At 70.5% G+C, this 15,182-nt stretch carries 14 protein-coding genes; 10 read left to right on the top strand and 4 right to left on the bottom strand.

All coding sequences use genetic code 11. From position 1 onward, the window contains the following. Positions 1-675: 675 nt before the first annotated feature. The 3 genes from KCH87_RS39845 to KCH87_RS39835 all read left to right on the top strand — a co-directional run bounded on the left by KCH87_RS39845 (position 676) and on the right by KCH87_RS39835 (position 4,619). A complete protein-coding gene (locus KCH87_RS39845) occupies positions 676-1,335 on the top strand; it encodes a response regulator transcription factor (protein ID WP_308299030.1) in 660 nt (219 codons plus the stop codon). A 283-nt stretch (positions 1,336-1,618) separates the two neighbouring features. Continuing rightward, positions 1,619-3,547, top strand: coding sequence for a 2-oxoacid:acceptor oxidoreductase subunit alpha (locus KCH87_RS39840; RefSeq protein WP_210592777.1), 1,929 nt, complete (start codon positions 1,619-1,621; stop codon positions 3,545-3,547). Next, positions 3,540-4,619 carry a 2-oxoacid:ferredoxin oxidoreductase subunit beta gene (locus KCH87_RS39835; RefSeq protein WP_210592776.1) on the top strand — a complete coding sequence of 360 codons (1,080 nt, stop codon included), beginning with the start codon at positions 3,540-3,542 and terminating at the stop codon, positions 4,617-4,619. Before KCH87_RS39840 ends, KCH87_RS39835 begins: the two co-directional genes overlap by 8 nt. 127 nt (positions 4,620-4,746) lie before the next feature. On the opposite strand, the gene KCH87_RS39830 is transcribed toward KCH87_RS39835, so the two are convergent. From KCH87_RS39830 to KCH87_RS39820, 3 genes are all read right to left on the bottom strand, one after another. Beyond that, positions 4,747-5,004 carry a hypothetical protein gene (locus KCH87_RS39830; protein ID WP_210592775.1) on the bottom strand — a complete coding sequence of 86 codons (258 nt, stop codon included), beginning with the start codon at positions 5,002-5,004 and terminating at the stop codon, positions 4,747-4,749. Positions 5,005-5,154: 150 nt separating this feature from the next. After that, on the bottom strand, positions 5,155-5,718 hold the full coding sequence (locus KCH87_RS39825) for a DUF6082 family protein (RefSeq protein ID WP_210592774.1): 564 nt from the start codon (positions 5,716-5,718) through the stop codon (positions 5,155-5,157). A gap of 239 nt (positions 5,719-5,957) precedes the next feature. Further along, positions 5,958-6,344, bottom strand: a complete 387-nt coding sequence (locus tag KCH87_RS39820; protein ID WP_210592773.1) for a helix-turn-helix domain-containing protein — start codon at positions 6,342-6,344, stop codon at positions 5,958-5,960. A gap of 90 nt (positions 6,345-6,434) precedes the next feature. On the opposite strand from KCH87_RS39820, the gene KCH87_RS39815 reads away from it, so the two are divergent. The 4 genes from KCH87_RS39815 (at position 6,435) to KCH87_RS39800 (ending at position 10,361) form a co-directional block, all read left to right on the top strand. Further along, a complete protein-coding gene (locus tag KCH87_RS39815) occupies positions 6,435-7,289 on the top strand; it encodes an SDR family oxidoreductase (RefSeq protein ID WP_210592772.1) in 855 nt (284 codons plus the stop codon). 92 nt (positions 7,290-7,381) lie between these two features. Then, complete coding sequence (gene rarD, locus KCH87_RS39810) at positions 7,382-8,398, top strand: EamA family transporter RarD (protein WP_210592771.1); 1,017 nt, start codon at positions 7,382-7,384, stop codon at positions 8,396-8,398. Between the two features lie 413 nt (positions 8,399-8,811). Further along, on the top strand, positions 8,812-9,279 hold the full coding sequence (locus KCH87_RS39805) for a VOC family protein (protein ID WP_210592770.1): 468 nt from the start codon (positions 8,812-8,814) through the stop codon (positions 9,277-9,279). A gap of 137 nt (positions 9,280-9,416) precedes the next feature. After that, positions 9,417-10,361, top strand: coding sequence for a M28 family metallopeptidase (locus tag KCH87_RS39800; protein ID WP_210592769.1), 945 nt, complete (start codon positions 9,417-9,419; stop codon positions 10,359-10,361). 136 nt (positions 10,362-10,497) lie between these two features. Here KCH87_RS39800 and KCH87_RS50570 read toward each other — a convergent pair whose 3' ends face one another. Beyond that, entirely contained in the window at positions 10,498-11,655 is a 1,158-nt protein-coding gene (locus KCH87_RS50570) for a tetratricopeptide repeat protein (RefSeq protein WP_308299029.1), read from the bottom strand. Between the two features lie 1,024 nt (positions 11,656-12,679). On the opposite strand from KCH87_RS50570, the gene KCH87_RS39790 reads away from it, so the two are divergent. The 3 genes from KCH87_RS39790 to KCH87_RS39780 all read left to right on the top strand — a co-directional run bounded on the left by KCH87_RS39790 (position 12,680) and on the right by KCH87_RS39780 (position 15,180). Next, positions 12,680-13,183 carry a DUF6668 family protein gene (locus KCH87_RS39790; RefSeq protein ID WP_210592767.1) on the top strand — a complete coding sequence of 168 codons (504 nt, stop codon included), beginning with the start codon at positions 12,680-12,682 and terminating at the stop codon, positions 13,181-13,183. Then, the gene (locus tag KCH87_RS39785; RefSeq protein ID WP_210592787.1) at positions 13,180-14,469 is read left to right on the top strand and encodes an amidase; all 1,290 of its coding nucleotides are present in this window, start codon (positions 13,180-13,182) and stop codon (positions 14,467-14,469) included. The genes KCH87_RS39790 and KCH87_RS39785 overlap by 4 nt, the downstream gene beginning before the upstream one ends. A 126-nt stretch (positions 14,470-14,595) precedes the next feature. After that, on the top strand, positions 14,596-15,180 hold the full coding sequence (locus tag KCH87_RS39780; protein ID WP_210592766.1) for a flavodoxin family protein: 585 nt from the start codon (positions 14,596-14,598) through the stop codon (positions 15,178-15,180). Positions 15,181-15,182 lie beyond the last annotated feature (2 nt).

Below are 15,182 nucleotides of genomic sequence, written 5' to 3'. Positions count from 1 at the left end.
GGGGGTGGTGGGCGGGGGGGGGGGGGATCTTGGTGGTGGATTCGCCGGTGGGTGGGCCTACCAGGGTGACCGCGGAATTGCCGTGGCGGGGGGGCGGGGGGGGGGGAGGGGGGGTGGGGTGGGGGTGGGGGGGGGGGGGGTGGGTCGCGCAGGCACAGCGCCATGGTGGCTGGGCGAGGTGCCTCCCGGCGGGGGTGCGGGTTTGTGTGGGTACGCGTAGCGCCATCGGTTTCGTCGTGGGTCGGGGCCGGGGGGGGGGGGGTCCGTCCTCGGAACGGCGGATCTGTCGATTTTCGATGCACCGGAGTCGACGCCGTCCTCTGCGGGCGGACACCCCCCCCCCCGTCCCCTTTCCGCCGTGGGCGGCTGCGGGTTCGTCGTGGCTTGGCCCCCTTTCCGCCGTGGGCGGCTGCGGGTGCGTCGTGGCCCGGCCGACTTTCCGCCGTGGGCGGCTGCGGGTTCGTCGTGGCCCGGTCGACGCCCTCGGCGGCAAAGGCGGAGCGTCGGCCGCTCGCAGTCGCGGGTGGCCTGTTACTGCCCCCTCCAGCACCCGCCCACCCATCCCTCCCTCCCCCATTTCCGCAGCGTGGGCGCAGCCCGGGGCGTTTGCTGGAATGCTGGAGGCCTTGGTGGGCGCAGTTGGGCTGTGGGGGGCCGAGGATCGTGGAGGACAGGGTGCGTGTGGTCATCGCCGAGGACTCGGTGCTGCTCCGGGAGGGGCTGACTCGGCTGTTGACCGACCGGGGGCACGAGGTCGTGGCCGGTGTCGGTGACGGGGACGCGCTGATCAAGACCATCGGTGAGCTGGACGCGGCCGGCACACTGCCCGACGTCGTCGTGGCCGACGTACGGATGCCGCCGACGCACACGGACGAAGGGGTCCGGGCCGCCGTACAGCTGCGCAAGGCACATCCCGGACTGGGCGTGCTCGTGCTGTCGCAGTACGTGGAGGAGCGGTACGCCACCGAACTGCTGGCAGGTTCCAGCCGCGGGGTTGGCTATCTGCTCAAGGACCGGGTAGCCGAAGTGCGTGAATTCGTGGACGCGGTGGTCCGGGTGGCGGAGGGGGGCACTGCGCTTGACCCTGAGGTGGTCGCGCAGCTGCTGGGCCGCAGCCGCAAGCAGCACGTGCTCGCGGGACTCACCCCACGGGAGCGTGAGGTCCTGGGCCTGATGGCCGAAGGGCGGACCAACTCGGCGATCGCCCGGCAGCTGGTGGTGAGCGACGGCGCCGTCGAGAAGCACGTCAGCAACATCTTCCTGAAACTCGGCCTGTCCCAGAGCGACGGCGACCACCGGCGTGTTCTCGCCGTTCTGACCTACCTGAACTCCTGAGGACCCGACGCCGTGTCAGTCGTACAGGGGGACGGACAAGCGAGACCCAAGCGGCACGAGAGATCAAGGGACGAGCGTAGAACCGAACCCTGTGTGGGGGCGTCTTTCAGGGAAGCGTCAGAGGGCGGGAAATCATGACAAGTCAGGGCGGCGAACCGTCTCAAAGGCACGTCCATCATGCGAATGGCCCAGGGAAGGCGACCCTTACGGACGTAGGGTTGATCCTGGGAAGGCCCGCGGGAGGGCCCCTCCCGGACAGCCGCCTCGAGGGAGGTCCAGTTCAGTGACCAGCCAGGTCAGCAGCCCAGCGGAGCAGGCCGACGAAGCCGTCGTGGGAGAGCAGCGCAAACCGGCAGGAACGAAGGACGTCCGCCGGCTGGACAGAGTCATCATCCGGTTCGCGGGGGACTCCGGTGACGGTATGCAGCTCACCGGTGACCGTTTCACCTCGGAGACGGCGTCCTTCGGCAACGATCTGTCGACGCTGCCGAACTTCCCCGCCGAGATTCGCGCGCCCGCAGGCACCCTGCCGGGCGTTTCGTCTTTCCAGCTGCACTTCGCCGACCACGACATCCTGACCCCGGGCGACGCACCGAACGTGCTGGTCGCGATGAACCCGGCCGCCCTGAAGGCGAACATCGCCGATGTGCCGCGCGGCGCGGAGATCATCGTCAACACGGACGAGTTCACCAAACGGGCGATGCAGAAGGTCGGCTATGCCGCGAACCCCCTGGAGGACGGGTCGCTCGACGGCTACAACCTTCATCCGGTGCCGCTGACGACGCTGACGGTCGAGGCGCTCAAGGAGTTCGACCTCACCCGCAAGGAGGCCGAGCGCAGCAAGAACATGTTCGCTCTCGGCCTGTTGAGCTGGATGTACCACCGGCCCACCGAGGGCACGGAGCGGTTCCTGAAGACCAAGTTCGCCAAGAAGCCCGAGATCATGAAGGCGAACCTGGCGGCGTTCCACGCGGGCTGGAACTTCGGTGAGACCACCGAGGACTTCGCCGTCTCGTACGAGGTGGCTCCGGCCGACACCGCGTTCCCTACGGGCACCTACCGCAACATCTCCGGGAACCTCGCCCTGTCCTACGGACTGGTCGCCGCGTCCCGCCAGGCGGACCTGCCGCTGTTCCTGGGCTCGTACCCGATCACGCCGGCCTCGGACATCCTGCACGAGCTGAGCCGGCACAAGAACTTCGGCGTACGGACCTTCCAGGCCGAGGACGAGATCGCGGGCATCGGCGCCGCCCTAGGCGCGGCCTTCGGCGGCTCGCTGGCCGTCACCACGACAAGCGGTCCCGGTGTGGCGCTGAAGTCGGAGACCATCGGGCTTGCGGTCTCCCTGGAGCTGCCGCTGCTCATCCTCGACATCCAGCGCGGTGGTCCTTCGACCGGTCTGCCTACCAAGACCGAGCAGGCGGACCTGCTCCAGGCGATGTTCGGGCGTAACGGCGAGGCGCCGGTTCCGATCGTCGCCCCGCAGACGCCCGCCGACTGCTTCGACGCTGCCCTCGAGGCCGCCCGGATCGCCCTGACCTACCGCACGCCCGTCTTCCTGTTGAGCGACGGCTATCTGGCCAACGGTTCCGAGCCCTGGCGGATCCCCGACGTCGACGACCTCCCGGACCTGCGGGTGCAGTTCGCACAGGGCCCGAACCACACGCTCGACGACGGCAGCGAGGTCTTCTGGCCGTACAAGCGCGACCCGCAGACCCTCGCCCGCCCCTGGGCGATCCCGGGCACACCGGGCCTGGAGCACCGCATCGGCGGCATCGAGAAGCAGGACGGCACGGGCAACATCTCGTACGACCCCGCCAACCACGACTTCATGGTCCGCACCCGGCAGGCGAAGATCGACGGCATCGACGTACCCGACCTGGAGGTCGACGACCCGGACGGCGCGCGGACGCTGGTCCTGGGCTGGGGTTCGACGTACGGACCGATCACGGCGGCGGTACGGCGGCTGCGCACGGCCGGGGAATCCATCGCGCAGGCGCATCTGCGGCACCTGAACCCCTTCCCGCGGAATCTGGGTGAGGTGCTGGAGCGTTACGACAAGGTAGTGATCCCCGAGATGAACCTCGGTCAGCTCGCCACACTGATCCGGGCGAAGTACCTGGTCGACGCCCACAGCTACAACCAGGTCAACGGAATGCCGTTCAAGGCCGAACAGCTCGCCACGGCTCTCAAGGAGGCCCTCGATGGCTGAGACGTCCACGGAAGGCACGGGCACGATCGAAGCACTTTCGCTCGTCCCCAAGGCCGAGGCCCGCCAATCCATGAAGGACTTCAAGTCCGACCAGGAAGTGCGCTGGTGCCCCGGCTGCGGTGACTACGCGATTCTCGCCGCCGTGCAGGGCTTCATGCCGGAGCTGGGCCTGGCCAAGGAGAACGTCGTCTTCGTCTCGGGCATCGGCTGCTCGTCCCGCTTCCCGTACTACATGAACACGTACGGCATGCACTCCATCCACGGCCGCGCGCCCGCCATCGCGACCGGTCTGGCCTCCTCGCGCCGGGATCTGTCGGTGTGGGTGGTCACCGGTGACGGCGACGCGCTGTCCATCGGCGGCAACCACCTCATCCACGCCCTGCGGCGCAATGTGAACCTGAAGATCCTGCTCTTCAACAACCGGATCTACGGCCTCACGAAGGGCCAGTACAGCCCGACTTCAGAGGTCGGGAAGATCACCAAGTCGACGCCGATGGGCTCGCTGGACGCGCCCTTCAACCCGGTGTCCCTGGCGATCGGCGCGGAGGCGTCCTTCGTGGCGCGGACGGTGGACTCCGACCGCAAGCACCTCACCGAGGTACTGCGCCAGGCCGCCGCCCACCCGGGCACGGCGCTGGTGGAGATCTACCAGAACTGCAACATCTTCAACGACGGCGCGTTCGACGCGATCAAGGACAAGCAGCAGGCCGAGGAGGCGGTGATCCGGCTGGAGCACGGACAGCCGATCCGCTTCGGCGCCGAGGGCGCCAAGGGTGTCGTACGGGACGAGCGCACCGGCGACCTCAAGGTCGTGACCGTGACGCCGCAGAACGAGGCACACGTGCTGGTCCACGACGCCCACGCGACCTCACCGACCACAGCATTCGCCCTGTCCCGCCTCGCCGACCCGGACACCCTCCACCACACCCCCATCGGCGTCCTGCGCTCCGTCGACCGACCCGTCTACGACACCCAGATGTCCGACCAGCTCGACACGGCGATCGAGCAGAACGGCAAGGGGGATCTGGCGGCACTCCTGGCCGGCGGCGACACCTGGACGGTTGTGGGCTGACGGCCACACGGCACGTGGGGCGGTGTGGTGCGCCCGCACGGCACACAGGGCCCGGGCGACACGGCACCCGGGCCCTCGGCGTTCGGCCTCAAGTCCGCGCAGGACGCGACGGGGGCGCACGGGTGCGCTACTCGTCGGGGATGTCCTTCTTGGCGCGGATCAGGGTGTCCCGGTCGATCACGACGATGCGCTCGTAGTCGGCTCGGGCAGCGTCCGGGGGAAGGTGCGGGTCGAGGTCGGCGGTGGCCTCCGTGCCGATCACGGCGAAGTTGCCGTCACTCAGCTCGAAAAGGTCGGGGCATGTTTCATTCGTGTGGCTTCCCCTAAGGCGGGGGGAGTCTCCGAGGCGACGGACGACGGTGACGACACGGGGTTCGCTGAACACTCGGAGGCCTCTTCATGATCCGGACGTAAGGACGTCCGGTTAAGGCTAGGCGGCCAGGCGAAGAAACCAGCCACGTTCACAACTTCAGCCCCACGGGCTAGTTTTCACACCCGTGTGCGGGACGAGGTGCGGCCGCTGTTGACAAACGTGTCACTCGGGCGACGCATCGACCGAACCCACGATCCACCACCGGTCCGGATCGTCGGCGAGTTCCTCCAGCATGCCGTCGACGACCCTGCCCAGTCGTCGTTCCAGAGAATCCCCGGGCAGGCTGCGCCGATGCTCGGCCGTGCGATCCCAGTACTCGGCGAAGATGTCGTTGCGGCACAGAATCCTTAAGTGCCCCAGGAGTTCACTCCATTCGAACGTTCCGACGCGATATGCCAGCAGGAGCGAGGCGTACTGCCGATTAGCGAAGATCATCTGTCGGCGTTTGGCCTCGGAGACCCCGGCCAGCGTGGAGCGGGCGTCGGCCAGCGAAGGGTCGTCGATCGTGCGGTCCATCTGATCCATCGTGATGCGGTGCTCCTGGATCAGGTTCGCCCGATGGATCTCCTCGGTCATCAACGTGAGCTGCTGGAGGAGGCCCAGAAGGATCTCCTCCTGGCGTCGGCGACGGGTCCCCGGAGTGAGAGATTCCCGCAAGAAGCCGAGCCCCACCGCAACTGCAGAACCGATACTTCGCCCTATCGCGACCGAAGTCTGTGTGCTCATGTCAAAACATCCCCCTGGATCTGGTGTCCGTGCACCGACGGGTGGCGACGCGCGCGGCACACAGTGGGCGTGACACCCCGCTCCCAGCGTGCCCGGCAGCACAAGCAAGCGTGGGAGGCGGAGAGGGGGCGCACCGAAGGACGTGTCTCGCATGTCGAGCAACGCCCCGACATATGTGTGCCCTTCGAGCGCCGTCCGCATGCGCGTCAGCCGACCACGACCGCACGCATCAGACCTGCTCAGCCCTGCCTTTTCGTCGCGTCATACGCTTCCCGCGCCTCCTGCACCGCGTCCATTCGCTTCTGCGTCCACAGCGCGAGGTCGCGTACCTGTTCCGCCGCCTCGCGGCCGAGGTCGGTGAGGGAGTAGTCGACGCGCGGCGGGATCACCGGCTTGGCGTCGCGGTGGAGCATGCCGTCGCGTTCCAGGGTCTGCAGGGTCTGCGTGAGCATCTTCTCGCTGACCGGGCGGACCTCGCCGATCGCCCGGCGCAGTTCACTGAAGCGGTACGGGCGGTCGAGGAGCTGGACCAGGACGAGGACGCCCCACTTGCTGGTGACGTGCTCCAGGACCAGGCGGTACGGGCACATCGCCTCGCCGCCGGGCTGCCATTCGCTTACTGCCATGCCAGTACCTTACTTCAAAGTGGGTACTTTCGCAGAGTTAGTACAGCTCCTAGGGTTAGCGCCTACGCACCCCACAAGGAGTTCTGCATCATGAGCATCGTTGTCACCGGAGCCACCGGACACCTCGGCCGCCACGTCGTCGAGCAGCTGCTGGAGGAGGTCGCGGCCGACCAGATCACCGCCGTCGTCCGCACCCCGGAGAAGGCCGCCGACTTCGCGGCCCGCGGCGTGCGGATCGCGGTCGCCGACTACAACGCCCCGGAGACCTTCGACGGCCTGTTCGCCGCCGGCGACAAGGTGCTGCTCATCTCGGGCAACGAGTTCGACAAGGGCCGCGTCGAGCAGCACAAGGTCGTCATCGACGCCGCCAAGGCGGCCGGTGTCGCGCTGCTCGCGTACACCAGCGCCCCCGGCAGCCTGACCGCCGCGCTCGCCGACGACCACCGTGCCACCGAGGAGGTGCTCCTGGCGTCCGGCCTGCCCTACACCCTGCTGCGCAACGGCTGGTACCACGAGAACTACACCGAGCAGCTGGCCCCGGTGCTGGAGCACAACGCGGTGGTCGCCGCCGCCGGCGAGGGCCGGATCTCCTCCGCCTCCCGCGCCGACTACGCGGCCGCCGCGACCGCGGTGCTGACCGGCGAGGGCCACGAGAACAAGACGTACGAGCTGGGCGGCGACGTGGCGTGGAGCTTCACCGAGTACGCGGCCGAGCTGAGCAAGCAGACCGGCAAGGAGATCGCCTACAGCTCCGTGCCCGCCGAGGCGCTGGTCGGGATCCTGACCGGCGCCGGGCTGCCCGAGGCGTTCGCCACGATCCTGGCCGGCGTGGACCAGTCCATCGAGAAGGGCGAGCTGGTCGTCTCCACCGGCGACCTCTCCCGTCTGGCCGGGCGCCCGACCACCCCGCTGTCCGAGGCGATCGCCGCGGCCCTCAAGGCCTGAGCCCGCGACACCCCCGCTCGTCATGACCGTATGCCGATACGGACATGACAGGCGGGGGTCCTCGGCGCTACCTTCGTGCGGGCGAGCGACGCATGAAGGAGGAGCCGGTGACCGGGGAGCCGAGGGGCGAGCGGCGTACAGGACTGCTGAACGGCTTCGCGGCTTACGGGATGTGGGGGCTCGTCCCCCTCTTCTGGCCCCTGCTGAAGCCGGCCGGCGCGGTCGAGATCCTCGCCCACCGGATGGTGTGGTCCCTGGCCTTCGTCGCCGTCGCGCTGGTCTTCATACGCCGCTGGGCCTGGGCGGGCGAACTGCTGCGACAGCCACGCAGGCTCGCTCTGATCACGGTGGCCGCGGCCGTGATCACCGTGAACTGGGGCCTCTACATCTGGGCCGTGAACAACGGTCAGGTGGTCGAGGCCTCGCTCGGGTACTTCATCAACCCGCTCGTCACCATCGCCATCGGCGTCCTGCTCCTCAAGGAGCGGCTGCGGCCCGTGCAGTGGACGGCGGTCGGTGTCGGCGCCGCGGCCGTCCTGGTGCTGACCATCGGATACGGCCGGCCCCCGTGGATCTCCCTGATCCTCGCCTTCTCCTTCGCCACGTACGGCCTGGTGAAGAAGAAGGTCAACCTCAGCGGCCTGGAGTCGCTGACCGCCGAGACCGCGATCCAGTTCCTGCCCGCCCTCGGCTATCTGCTGTGGCTGAGCTCGCAGGGCGACGCGACGTTCACCACCGAGGGCGCGGGACACGCGGCGCTGCTCGCCGCGACCGGTGTGGTCACCGCGCTGCCGCTGGTCTGCTTCGGCGCGGCCGCGATCCGCGTACCCCTGTCGACGCTGGGGCTGCTTCAGTACCTGGCCCCCGTCTTCCAGTTCCTGCTCGGCGTCGCCTACTTCCGCGAGGCCATGCCGCCCGAGCGCTGGGCCGGGTTCGCACTGGTCTGGCTGGCGCTGACGCTGCTCACCGCCGACGCCTGGCGCGCGGCGCGCAGGGGCAGGGCCGAGATCAACAGGCCCAGCACCACCATCCAGACGGGCACCCAGAGCGCCGTACGGAACCCGGACAGCGTGGCCTCCGGCCCCGATCCGGTCGACGCCAGGCCGTAGACCGCGGTCACCGCTGAAATCCGATCGCCGACCCGAACTGCGTCGCGGTGGTCAGCAGCCCGCCGGCCGGCCACTGGCCCCTGCCCCTCCTCGGCGATCCCGTCCGTCGCCGCGATGGTCGACGGCCCGTACGCGACGACCGACGGCGCGAAGCAGCCGACGATCACGCGGGCGTTGTCGTAGCGGGCGACCGGCTTCGGGGTGAGCGTCGGGGCGACGATCGCGGCGCAGCCCATGATCAGCAGGGCGGGGGAGATCGTGGCGGCGCGGACGGCGTATGACCGGCGCGAGGCCGAAGCCGTCCAGGGCGTGGGCCGGCGGAGCTGCATGAGTCGTAGGCCGAAGCCCTGTGACCCGCAAGCCGAGGGCCATATAGGACAGCCTGAGACCGGGTGCGCCGCTATAAGTGACCCATGACACAGACAGCAGCCACACCCATCCACTGGAAGCTCGTCATCGACTGCGCCGGCCCGCAGCAGCAGGCCGACTTCTGGGCCGCCGCGCTCCACTACGAGGTGGAGGACAACAACGCGCTCATCGAGCGGCTCCTCGAACTCGGCGCGCTGCCGCGTGAAGCCACCGTCGAGTTCCATGCGCGGCTCGCCTTCAAGGACCTGGTCGCCGTGCGGCATCCGGACGATCCGTACGACGAGGACAGCGGCACCGGGCTGGGGCGGCGGCTGCTGTTCCAGCACGTACCCGAGGCCAAGACCGTCAAGAACCGGCTCCATCTCGATCTGCACCCGGGCGAGGGTCGGCGCGCGGACGAGGTCGAACGGCTGCGGGGGCTGGGGGCGAGCGTGCTGCGGGAGGTGAAGGAGCCCGCCGGGGCGTGGGTGGTGATGGCCGATCCGGAGGACAACGAGTTCTGCGTGCACTGATCGCCCACAAACGCCCGGTATACGAACACCTCTGTCCTGATACCGCTCTTGACTGAGCGTTAGCCAGAGCTTCACCATCCAGGCACCCCATTCACTGTGGAATCCCTGTGATTCCCCTGGAATTCGGAGCCCCCCACATGAAGCTCTCGGTTCCCGGACGCGCCACGGCCACCGCCGTGATCGCGGCCACCTCGCTCTTCGTCGGCGGATCCATAGCGGGGGCGGCCCCCGCACCCGCGCCGGCCGCCGCCCCCGACATCCCCGTGGCCAACGTCCAGGCCCACCTCACCCAGCTCCAGTCCATCGCCACCGCCAACGGCGGCAACCGGGCGCACGGCCGGGCCGGCTACAAGGCCTCGCTCGACTATGTGAAGGCCAAGCTGGACGCGGCCGGATACACCACGACCATCCAGCAGTTCACGTCCTCCGGCAGCACCGGTTACAACCTGATCGCGGACTGGCCGGGCGGCGACACCAACCAGGTCGTCATGGCCGGTTCGCACCTCGACAGCGTCTCCTCCGGCGCCGGAATCAACGACAACGGCTCGGGCTCGGCGGCGGTTCTGGAAACCGCGCTCGCCGTGTCGCGGGCCGGCTACCAGCCCACCAAGCATCTCCGGTTCGCCTGGTGGGGCGCGGAGGAGCTGGGCCTCGTCGGCTCCCGCTACCACGTCAACAACCTGTCGTCGGCAGACCGTGCCAAGATCAGCGGCTACCTGAACTTCGACATGATCGGCTCGCCCAACCCCGGCTACTTCGTCTACGACGACGACCCGGCGATCGAGAAGACCTTCAAGGACTACTTCACCGGCCTCGGCGTCGCCACCGAGATCGAGACCGAGGGCGACGGCCGCTCCGACCACGCGCCGTTCAAGAGCGCGGGCGTGCCGGTGGGCGGACTGTTCACGGGCGCGAGCCGGGCCAAGACGGCGGCACAGGTGACCAAGTGGGGCGGTACGTCCGGGCAGGCGTTCGACCGCTGCTACCACTCGTCCTGCGACACGACGTCCAACATCAACGCGACCGCGCTGAACCGCAACAGCGACGCGGTGGCGCACGCGGTGTGGGAGCTGTCCTCCTAGGGCCTGCCCGGCGGATCAGGTCGCAGGGAATCGACGGTGACTGATCAGCGCCGGTGAGCGGGGTCTGGTGCCTCCAACTGCAAGGCGGAGGAGACGTGCCAGACCCCGCGTCCGCGGCATGATCCGCCGGACAGGTCTAGGAGTCCAAGGTCCGGGCGCGCTCGGCCAGGCGGCCCATCCGTGCCCGGGCGGACTCCAGTTGCTCGATGTCCTCGGACGCGGGCCCGTCCTCGGTGGTCAGTCCGGTCCACAGGCCGATCAGGTCGACGCCCAGGCTCAGGCCCTGCTCCGGGTCGCGTACGGCCCGCCAGGCGGTGGCCGCACTCTGCACGTTGGCGTACGCGGCCTCCGCATCGCCGGCCTGGCTGCGGATCCCGGCCAGGTCGAGCGAGAGGCCGAAGGCCCGGACCGGGTCGCCCGCCAAGTAGGCGACGTAGGCGGTGAGTTCACGCAGCCGCAGCACCTCGGGATGCTCCGGCCCAAGCGTCCCCGACGCCTGCGTCACCGTCTCCTCCGCCAGCTCCATCGCCGCCTCGATCCGCCCCGCCTTCACCGCCTCCCCGATCCGCGCCACCGGCTCCGCGAGCTGAGCCACGCCCTCACCATGCGCACCAGCCAGCGGGTCGTCCCCCAGCACGGCTTCAGCGACCGCGTCGAACCCCCGGGGCGGGGTCGGCCTGGGGTCCGGGTCGAGACCGGGGTCGGGCGCGAAGGGCACGTCGACGGGTGGGTGTGCTTTGCGGTGCTGGGGCGGCAGGGGCTGCGGGTCCTCGGGCGGGAGGGGCCGCGGTTCCTGCGGCAGAAGCGGCTGCGGAAGATCGGGCTGCCGGAAAGGCTGCACATCCTGCGGCGGGAGCGAGCCGCCGTCCGGGGCCGGGAGCGGCCGGACGTCCCGGGGCGGGGGCGGCGGCGCGTCCATGGGACCGGACGGAGCCAGGTCCTGCGGCAGGCTCGGATCGGCATCCGGAGCCGGGAGCGGCTGGACGCCCTGGGATGGCTGCGGCGGCACGTCCATGGGACCGGACGGAGCCACGTCCTGCGGCAGGACCGGACCGGCGTCCGGGGCCGGAAGCGGACCAGCGTCCGGGGCCGGAAGCGGACCGGCGTCCGGAGCCGGGAGCGGCTGCGCGTCCATTACCGGCGGTGGGCCGAATTCGCCCGTCGGTGGTGCGACCGTGCCGGGCGGGATGTCCTGCACCGACTCCGGTACGGCGCGCAGCGGGAAGGTGGGGGCCGCGTCGCGGGTTGGCTGCGGCTGCGGTTCCGGCTCCGGAGCCCTTAGGGCGTGCAGCACGTGGGTGGACGGGTCGCGGGGCGGCGCGGGCGGACCGGTAGGCGGTGGTACGGCGTCTCTTACGGGATCCGCCGGGGGTACGGCGCTCTGTGCTGGCCCCCGTACCGCCTCCGCCGGGGGTACTGCACCCTGTGCCGGCCCTCGTCCTGCCTCCGCCGGGGGTACGGCCCCCTTTCGCACTGCCTCCGCCGGGGGTACGGCACCCTGAGCCGGCCCTCGTACAGCCTCCGCCGTGGGTACGGCCTCCCCGGCCTGCCCCGAAGCCCCAGCCGAACGAGAAACCCCAGCTGAACCCGGAGTCCCAGCCGCACCAGGTACACCCGCCGCACTCGGAGCCCCGGTCGTACCAGGAACATCCGCCCAAGCCGGAGCCCCCGTCGGCCCAGAAACACCCGCCGAACCCGGAGCCCCCGTCGGCCCAGACCCCCCCGTCCCCCCCACCCGCACCGGCTCCGCCGTGAACCGTGTCGAGCCGTCGCCGTTCATCTGGAGTGGGACGACGTACCCGATGCGCTCGTCGTGGATCGTGGCGTGGACGGGGTGGCCGGTGGCGAGGGCGATGCGGTGGAGCTGGTTCAGGACGGTGTGCTGGATCTCCTCGCCGGGAGGCGCGGCAACCGGGACGCCGCCGACGGATGCGGTGCCCGCGCCGGACCCCGCCGCGGGGACGTGGACGTCGATCGGGGCCACCACGGGCGCCGCCGACTGGACGGCGTGCCGCTGTTCCCGCTTCTTCTCGCGGCTGAGTCGAAACATCGTTCCCTCACTCGGATGCGTCGGGTAGTCCGCGGACGGGACGTTCGGGTACAGGTTCGGTTTCCATGGTGCTCCCTCCGGCCCCGCGGCTTCCGCCCGCTCCCCCCGACAACAAGATCCGGTCGTACACGTACTGTTGAGTAGTCTCTCCGCTCGCCCCCGGTTCCCACGTCACCGTGGCGTCACAGCCTCGTCCCAGGACTCACGCCCCGTCACGGAACCAGCCCCGGCGGGGTGAGATCGGCGACGCAGGAGGAAGGAGTGCGGCATGCGGACGGATGCGCAGCAGGGGCCGGAGATCTGGCTCCGCGGGCCGACGGCCACGGCGGGATCGGAGGGTCCCGCGCACGCCGGTGTCACGGCCCGGCGCTACTCCTGGGTCGGCACGCACGGCGGGGCGGGCGTCTCCACGCTGACCGCCGTCTACGGCGGTCACGACGGCGGACGCGACTGGCCCGGCCCCGGTGATCCGCACTCGGTGCTGCTCGTCGCCCGCACCCACGCGGCCGGTCTGGCGTCCGCCCTGCACGCCCTGGAGGCCTTCCGGCGCGGAGAGGCACCGCCGGGGCTCGACCTCGACGCCGTCGTCCTCGTCGCGGACGCACCCGGCCGGCTGCCGCGCCCGCTCGCCCAGCAGGTCAGGGCGATCGAGTCGGTGATCGACGTGTACCACGTTCCGTGGGTGCCGGGCTGGCGCCTGGGCGACCTGAGCGGGACGCCGCCGCGCGAGACGGCGGATCTGGCGCGGCTCACCGGGGTACGGGCTCGCTGAGCGCCGCCGAGATCGCCGCCGCCGTACGGTCGGGGGCGCTGCGTGCCGTCGACGTCGTGGCGGAGTCGCTGGCGCGGATCCGGCGTGCCGAGCCCGAGCTGCGCGCGTTCGTCGAGGTGTGGGGCGAGGAGGCGCTGCGGCGGGCGGCCGAGGTGGATACCCGGGTTGCCGCGGGCGAGCGGCTGCCGCTGGCCGGGGTGCCGATCGGTGTGAAGGGGCGGCGGCGCGGGCTGCGTACGGCGGCTCCGCTGATCGAGGCGGGGTGCGTCGCGGTGGGCGCCACCTCCGTTCCCGGGCCCGGAACTCCCTGGCAGACCTGGGGACTTGGCGCGTACGGCCGTACCGTCAATCCCTGGCGCGCCGACCGTACGCCTGGCGGCTCCTCCGCCGGGTCCGCCGCCGCGGTGGCCGCGGGCCTGGTGCCGCTGGCGACCGGGAGCGACGGGGCGGGTTCGGTGCGGATCCCTGCCGCGTGGTGCGGCGTCGTCGGCCTGAAGACGACGAACACCGACCGCGCGGGCCTCACGGCGCCCGGGGTGCTGGCGGGGTGCGCGGCGGATGCGGCGGCGTACTGGCAGGTGATGGCGGGGGAACGACGCCCGCCTTCCGATCCGCCGACCGTGACTGCCGACTCGTCCGCCGACACCACTCGCCACATACCGACTACCACCCCCACCGACACCACTCGCCACGTACCGACTGCGACAGCCACCTCGCCCACCGACACCGCCTGCGACGGGTCCACCTCGCGCACAGACACCGATTCCCTCTCTCCCGCATTGACCGCCGCCTGGTCCCCCGACCTCGGTTTCGCAGCCCTCGATCCGGACCTCGGCGCGATCGCCCGTACGGCGGCGCAGCGCCTCGCGGTCGCCGGCGTTGTACGGCTCGTAGGTGCCGCTCCCCATCTCGAGGACCCGGCCTCCGCCTGGCTCACCCTCCGCACCCCGGGTGCCGATCCCACCCCCGCCCACCGCATCCGCGCGGAGAACGACCGGCGCCTGGACGCCCTCTTCGCGGACGTGGATCTCCTGCTGACCCCGACGACCCCGAACCCGCCCCACGGCCACGAGGGCCCGGGCGACCGCTACTCCACGGCGCTCACCTGGGCGTTCAACCTGAGCGGGCACCCGGCGATCAGCATCCCGGCGGGGTTCGACGCCGACGGCTGTCCGGTCGGGCTCCAGCTGGTGGCGGCGCGCGGGCGGGAGGCGCTGCTGCTGGGGGTGGCACGGGAGGCGGAGGGGCGAGCGGGGTTGCGGGTGATCCCAGTGCCGGGCGGATGAGCCCTGGCAATGCCGCGCGGATGAAGCCCTGGAAACCCCGGGCGGATGACCCCTGGAAGATTTACATGTGTGCGCATATACTGCGTACGCATGCAACCGCCGTACGCCGACCAAGTGAGGGATGTCATGAGCCGCCGTTTTCTGTTCCTGCTGGGCAGCAGCCGTAGCGAGGGCAACACCGAGCTGCTGGCCCGCAGGGCCGCCGAGCAACTGCCCGCGGGCGTCGAGCAGGAGTGGATCGACCTCGCCACCCATCCGCTGCCCGACTTCGAGGACCTGCGGCACGACAGCGACCATGTCCGCCCCACGGAGGGCAACACGGGGTTCCTGCTGGACGCGACGCTCGCGGCGACGGACATCGTGATCGCCTCGCCGCTGTACTGGTACTCGGTGTCCGCCTCCACCAAGCGCTACCTCGACTACTGGTCGGGCTGGCTGCGCACCCCCGGCCTCGACTTCAAGGAAACCCTGGCCGGACGCACCCTCTGGAGCGTCACCGCCCTCGCGCACGAGGAGGAAGAGGTCGCCGACCCGCTGATCGGAACCCTCAACCACTCGGCCGCCTATATGGGGATGCGCTTCGGCGGAGTGCTGCTCGGCAACGGCAGCAAGCCCGGTGACGTACTGAAGGACGCCGAGGCGCTCGCCCGCGCCAAGACGTTCTTCGCGCAGGAGGCGCCGCTCGCCCGCTTCCCCTACGACGCCTCGTAGCC

The sequence above is a fragment of the Streptomyces sp. GESEQ-35 genome, assembly GCF_017948485.1.
GTDB lineage: Bacteria > Actinomycetota > Actinomycetes > Streptomycetales > Streptomycetaceae > Streptomyces.
Note: the sequence above shows the minus strand (reverse complement) of the source record. Positions and strands in the feature narration are given on the sequence as shown.

Bases quoted from the DNA above. Each gene is read 5' to 3' on its own strand.
- KCH87_RS39835 (WP_210592776.1), top strand. From the start codon at position 3,540: ATGGCTGAGACGTCCACGGAAGGCACGGGCACGATCGAAGCACTTTCG.
- KCH87_RS39825 (WP_210592774.1), bottom strand. From the start codon at position 5,718: ATGAGCACACAGACTTCGGTCGCGATAGGGCGAAGTATCGGTTCTGCA.
- KCH87_RS39820 (WP_210592773.1), bottom strand. From the start codon at position 6,344: ATGGCAGTAAGCGAATGGCAGCCCGGCGGCGAGGCGATGTGCCCGTAC.
- KCH87_RS39815 (WP_210592772.1), top strand. From the start codon at position 6,435: ATGAGCATCGTTGTCACCGGAGCCACCGGACACCTCGGCCGCCACGTC.
- rarD (WP_210592771.1), top strand. From the start codon at position 7,382: ATGAAGGAGGAGCCGGTGACCGGGGAGCCGAGGGGCGAGCGGCGTACA.
- KCH87_RS39805 (WP_210592770.1), top strand. From the start codon at position 8,812: ATGACACAGACAGCAGCCACACCCATCCACTGGAAGCTCGTCATCGAC.
- KCH87_RS39800 (WP_210592769.1), top strand. From the start codon at position 9,417: ATGAAGCTCTCGGTTCCCGGACGCGCCACGGCCACCGCCGTGATCGCG.
- KCH87_RS39790 (WP_210592767.1), top strand. From the start codon at position 12,680: ATGCGGACGGATGCGCAGCAGGGGCCGGAGATCTGGCTCCGCGGGCCG.
- KCH87_RS39780 (WP_210592766.1), top strand. From the start codon at position 14,596: ATGAGCCGCCGTTTTCTGTTCCTGCTGGGCAGCAGCCGTAGCGAGGGC.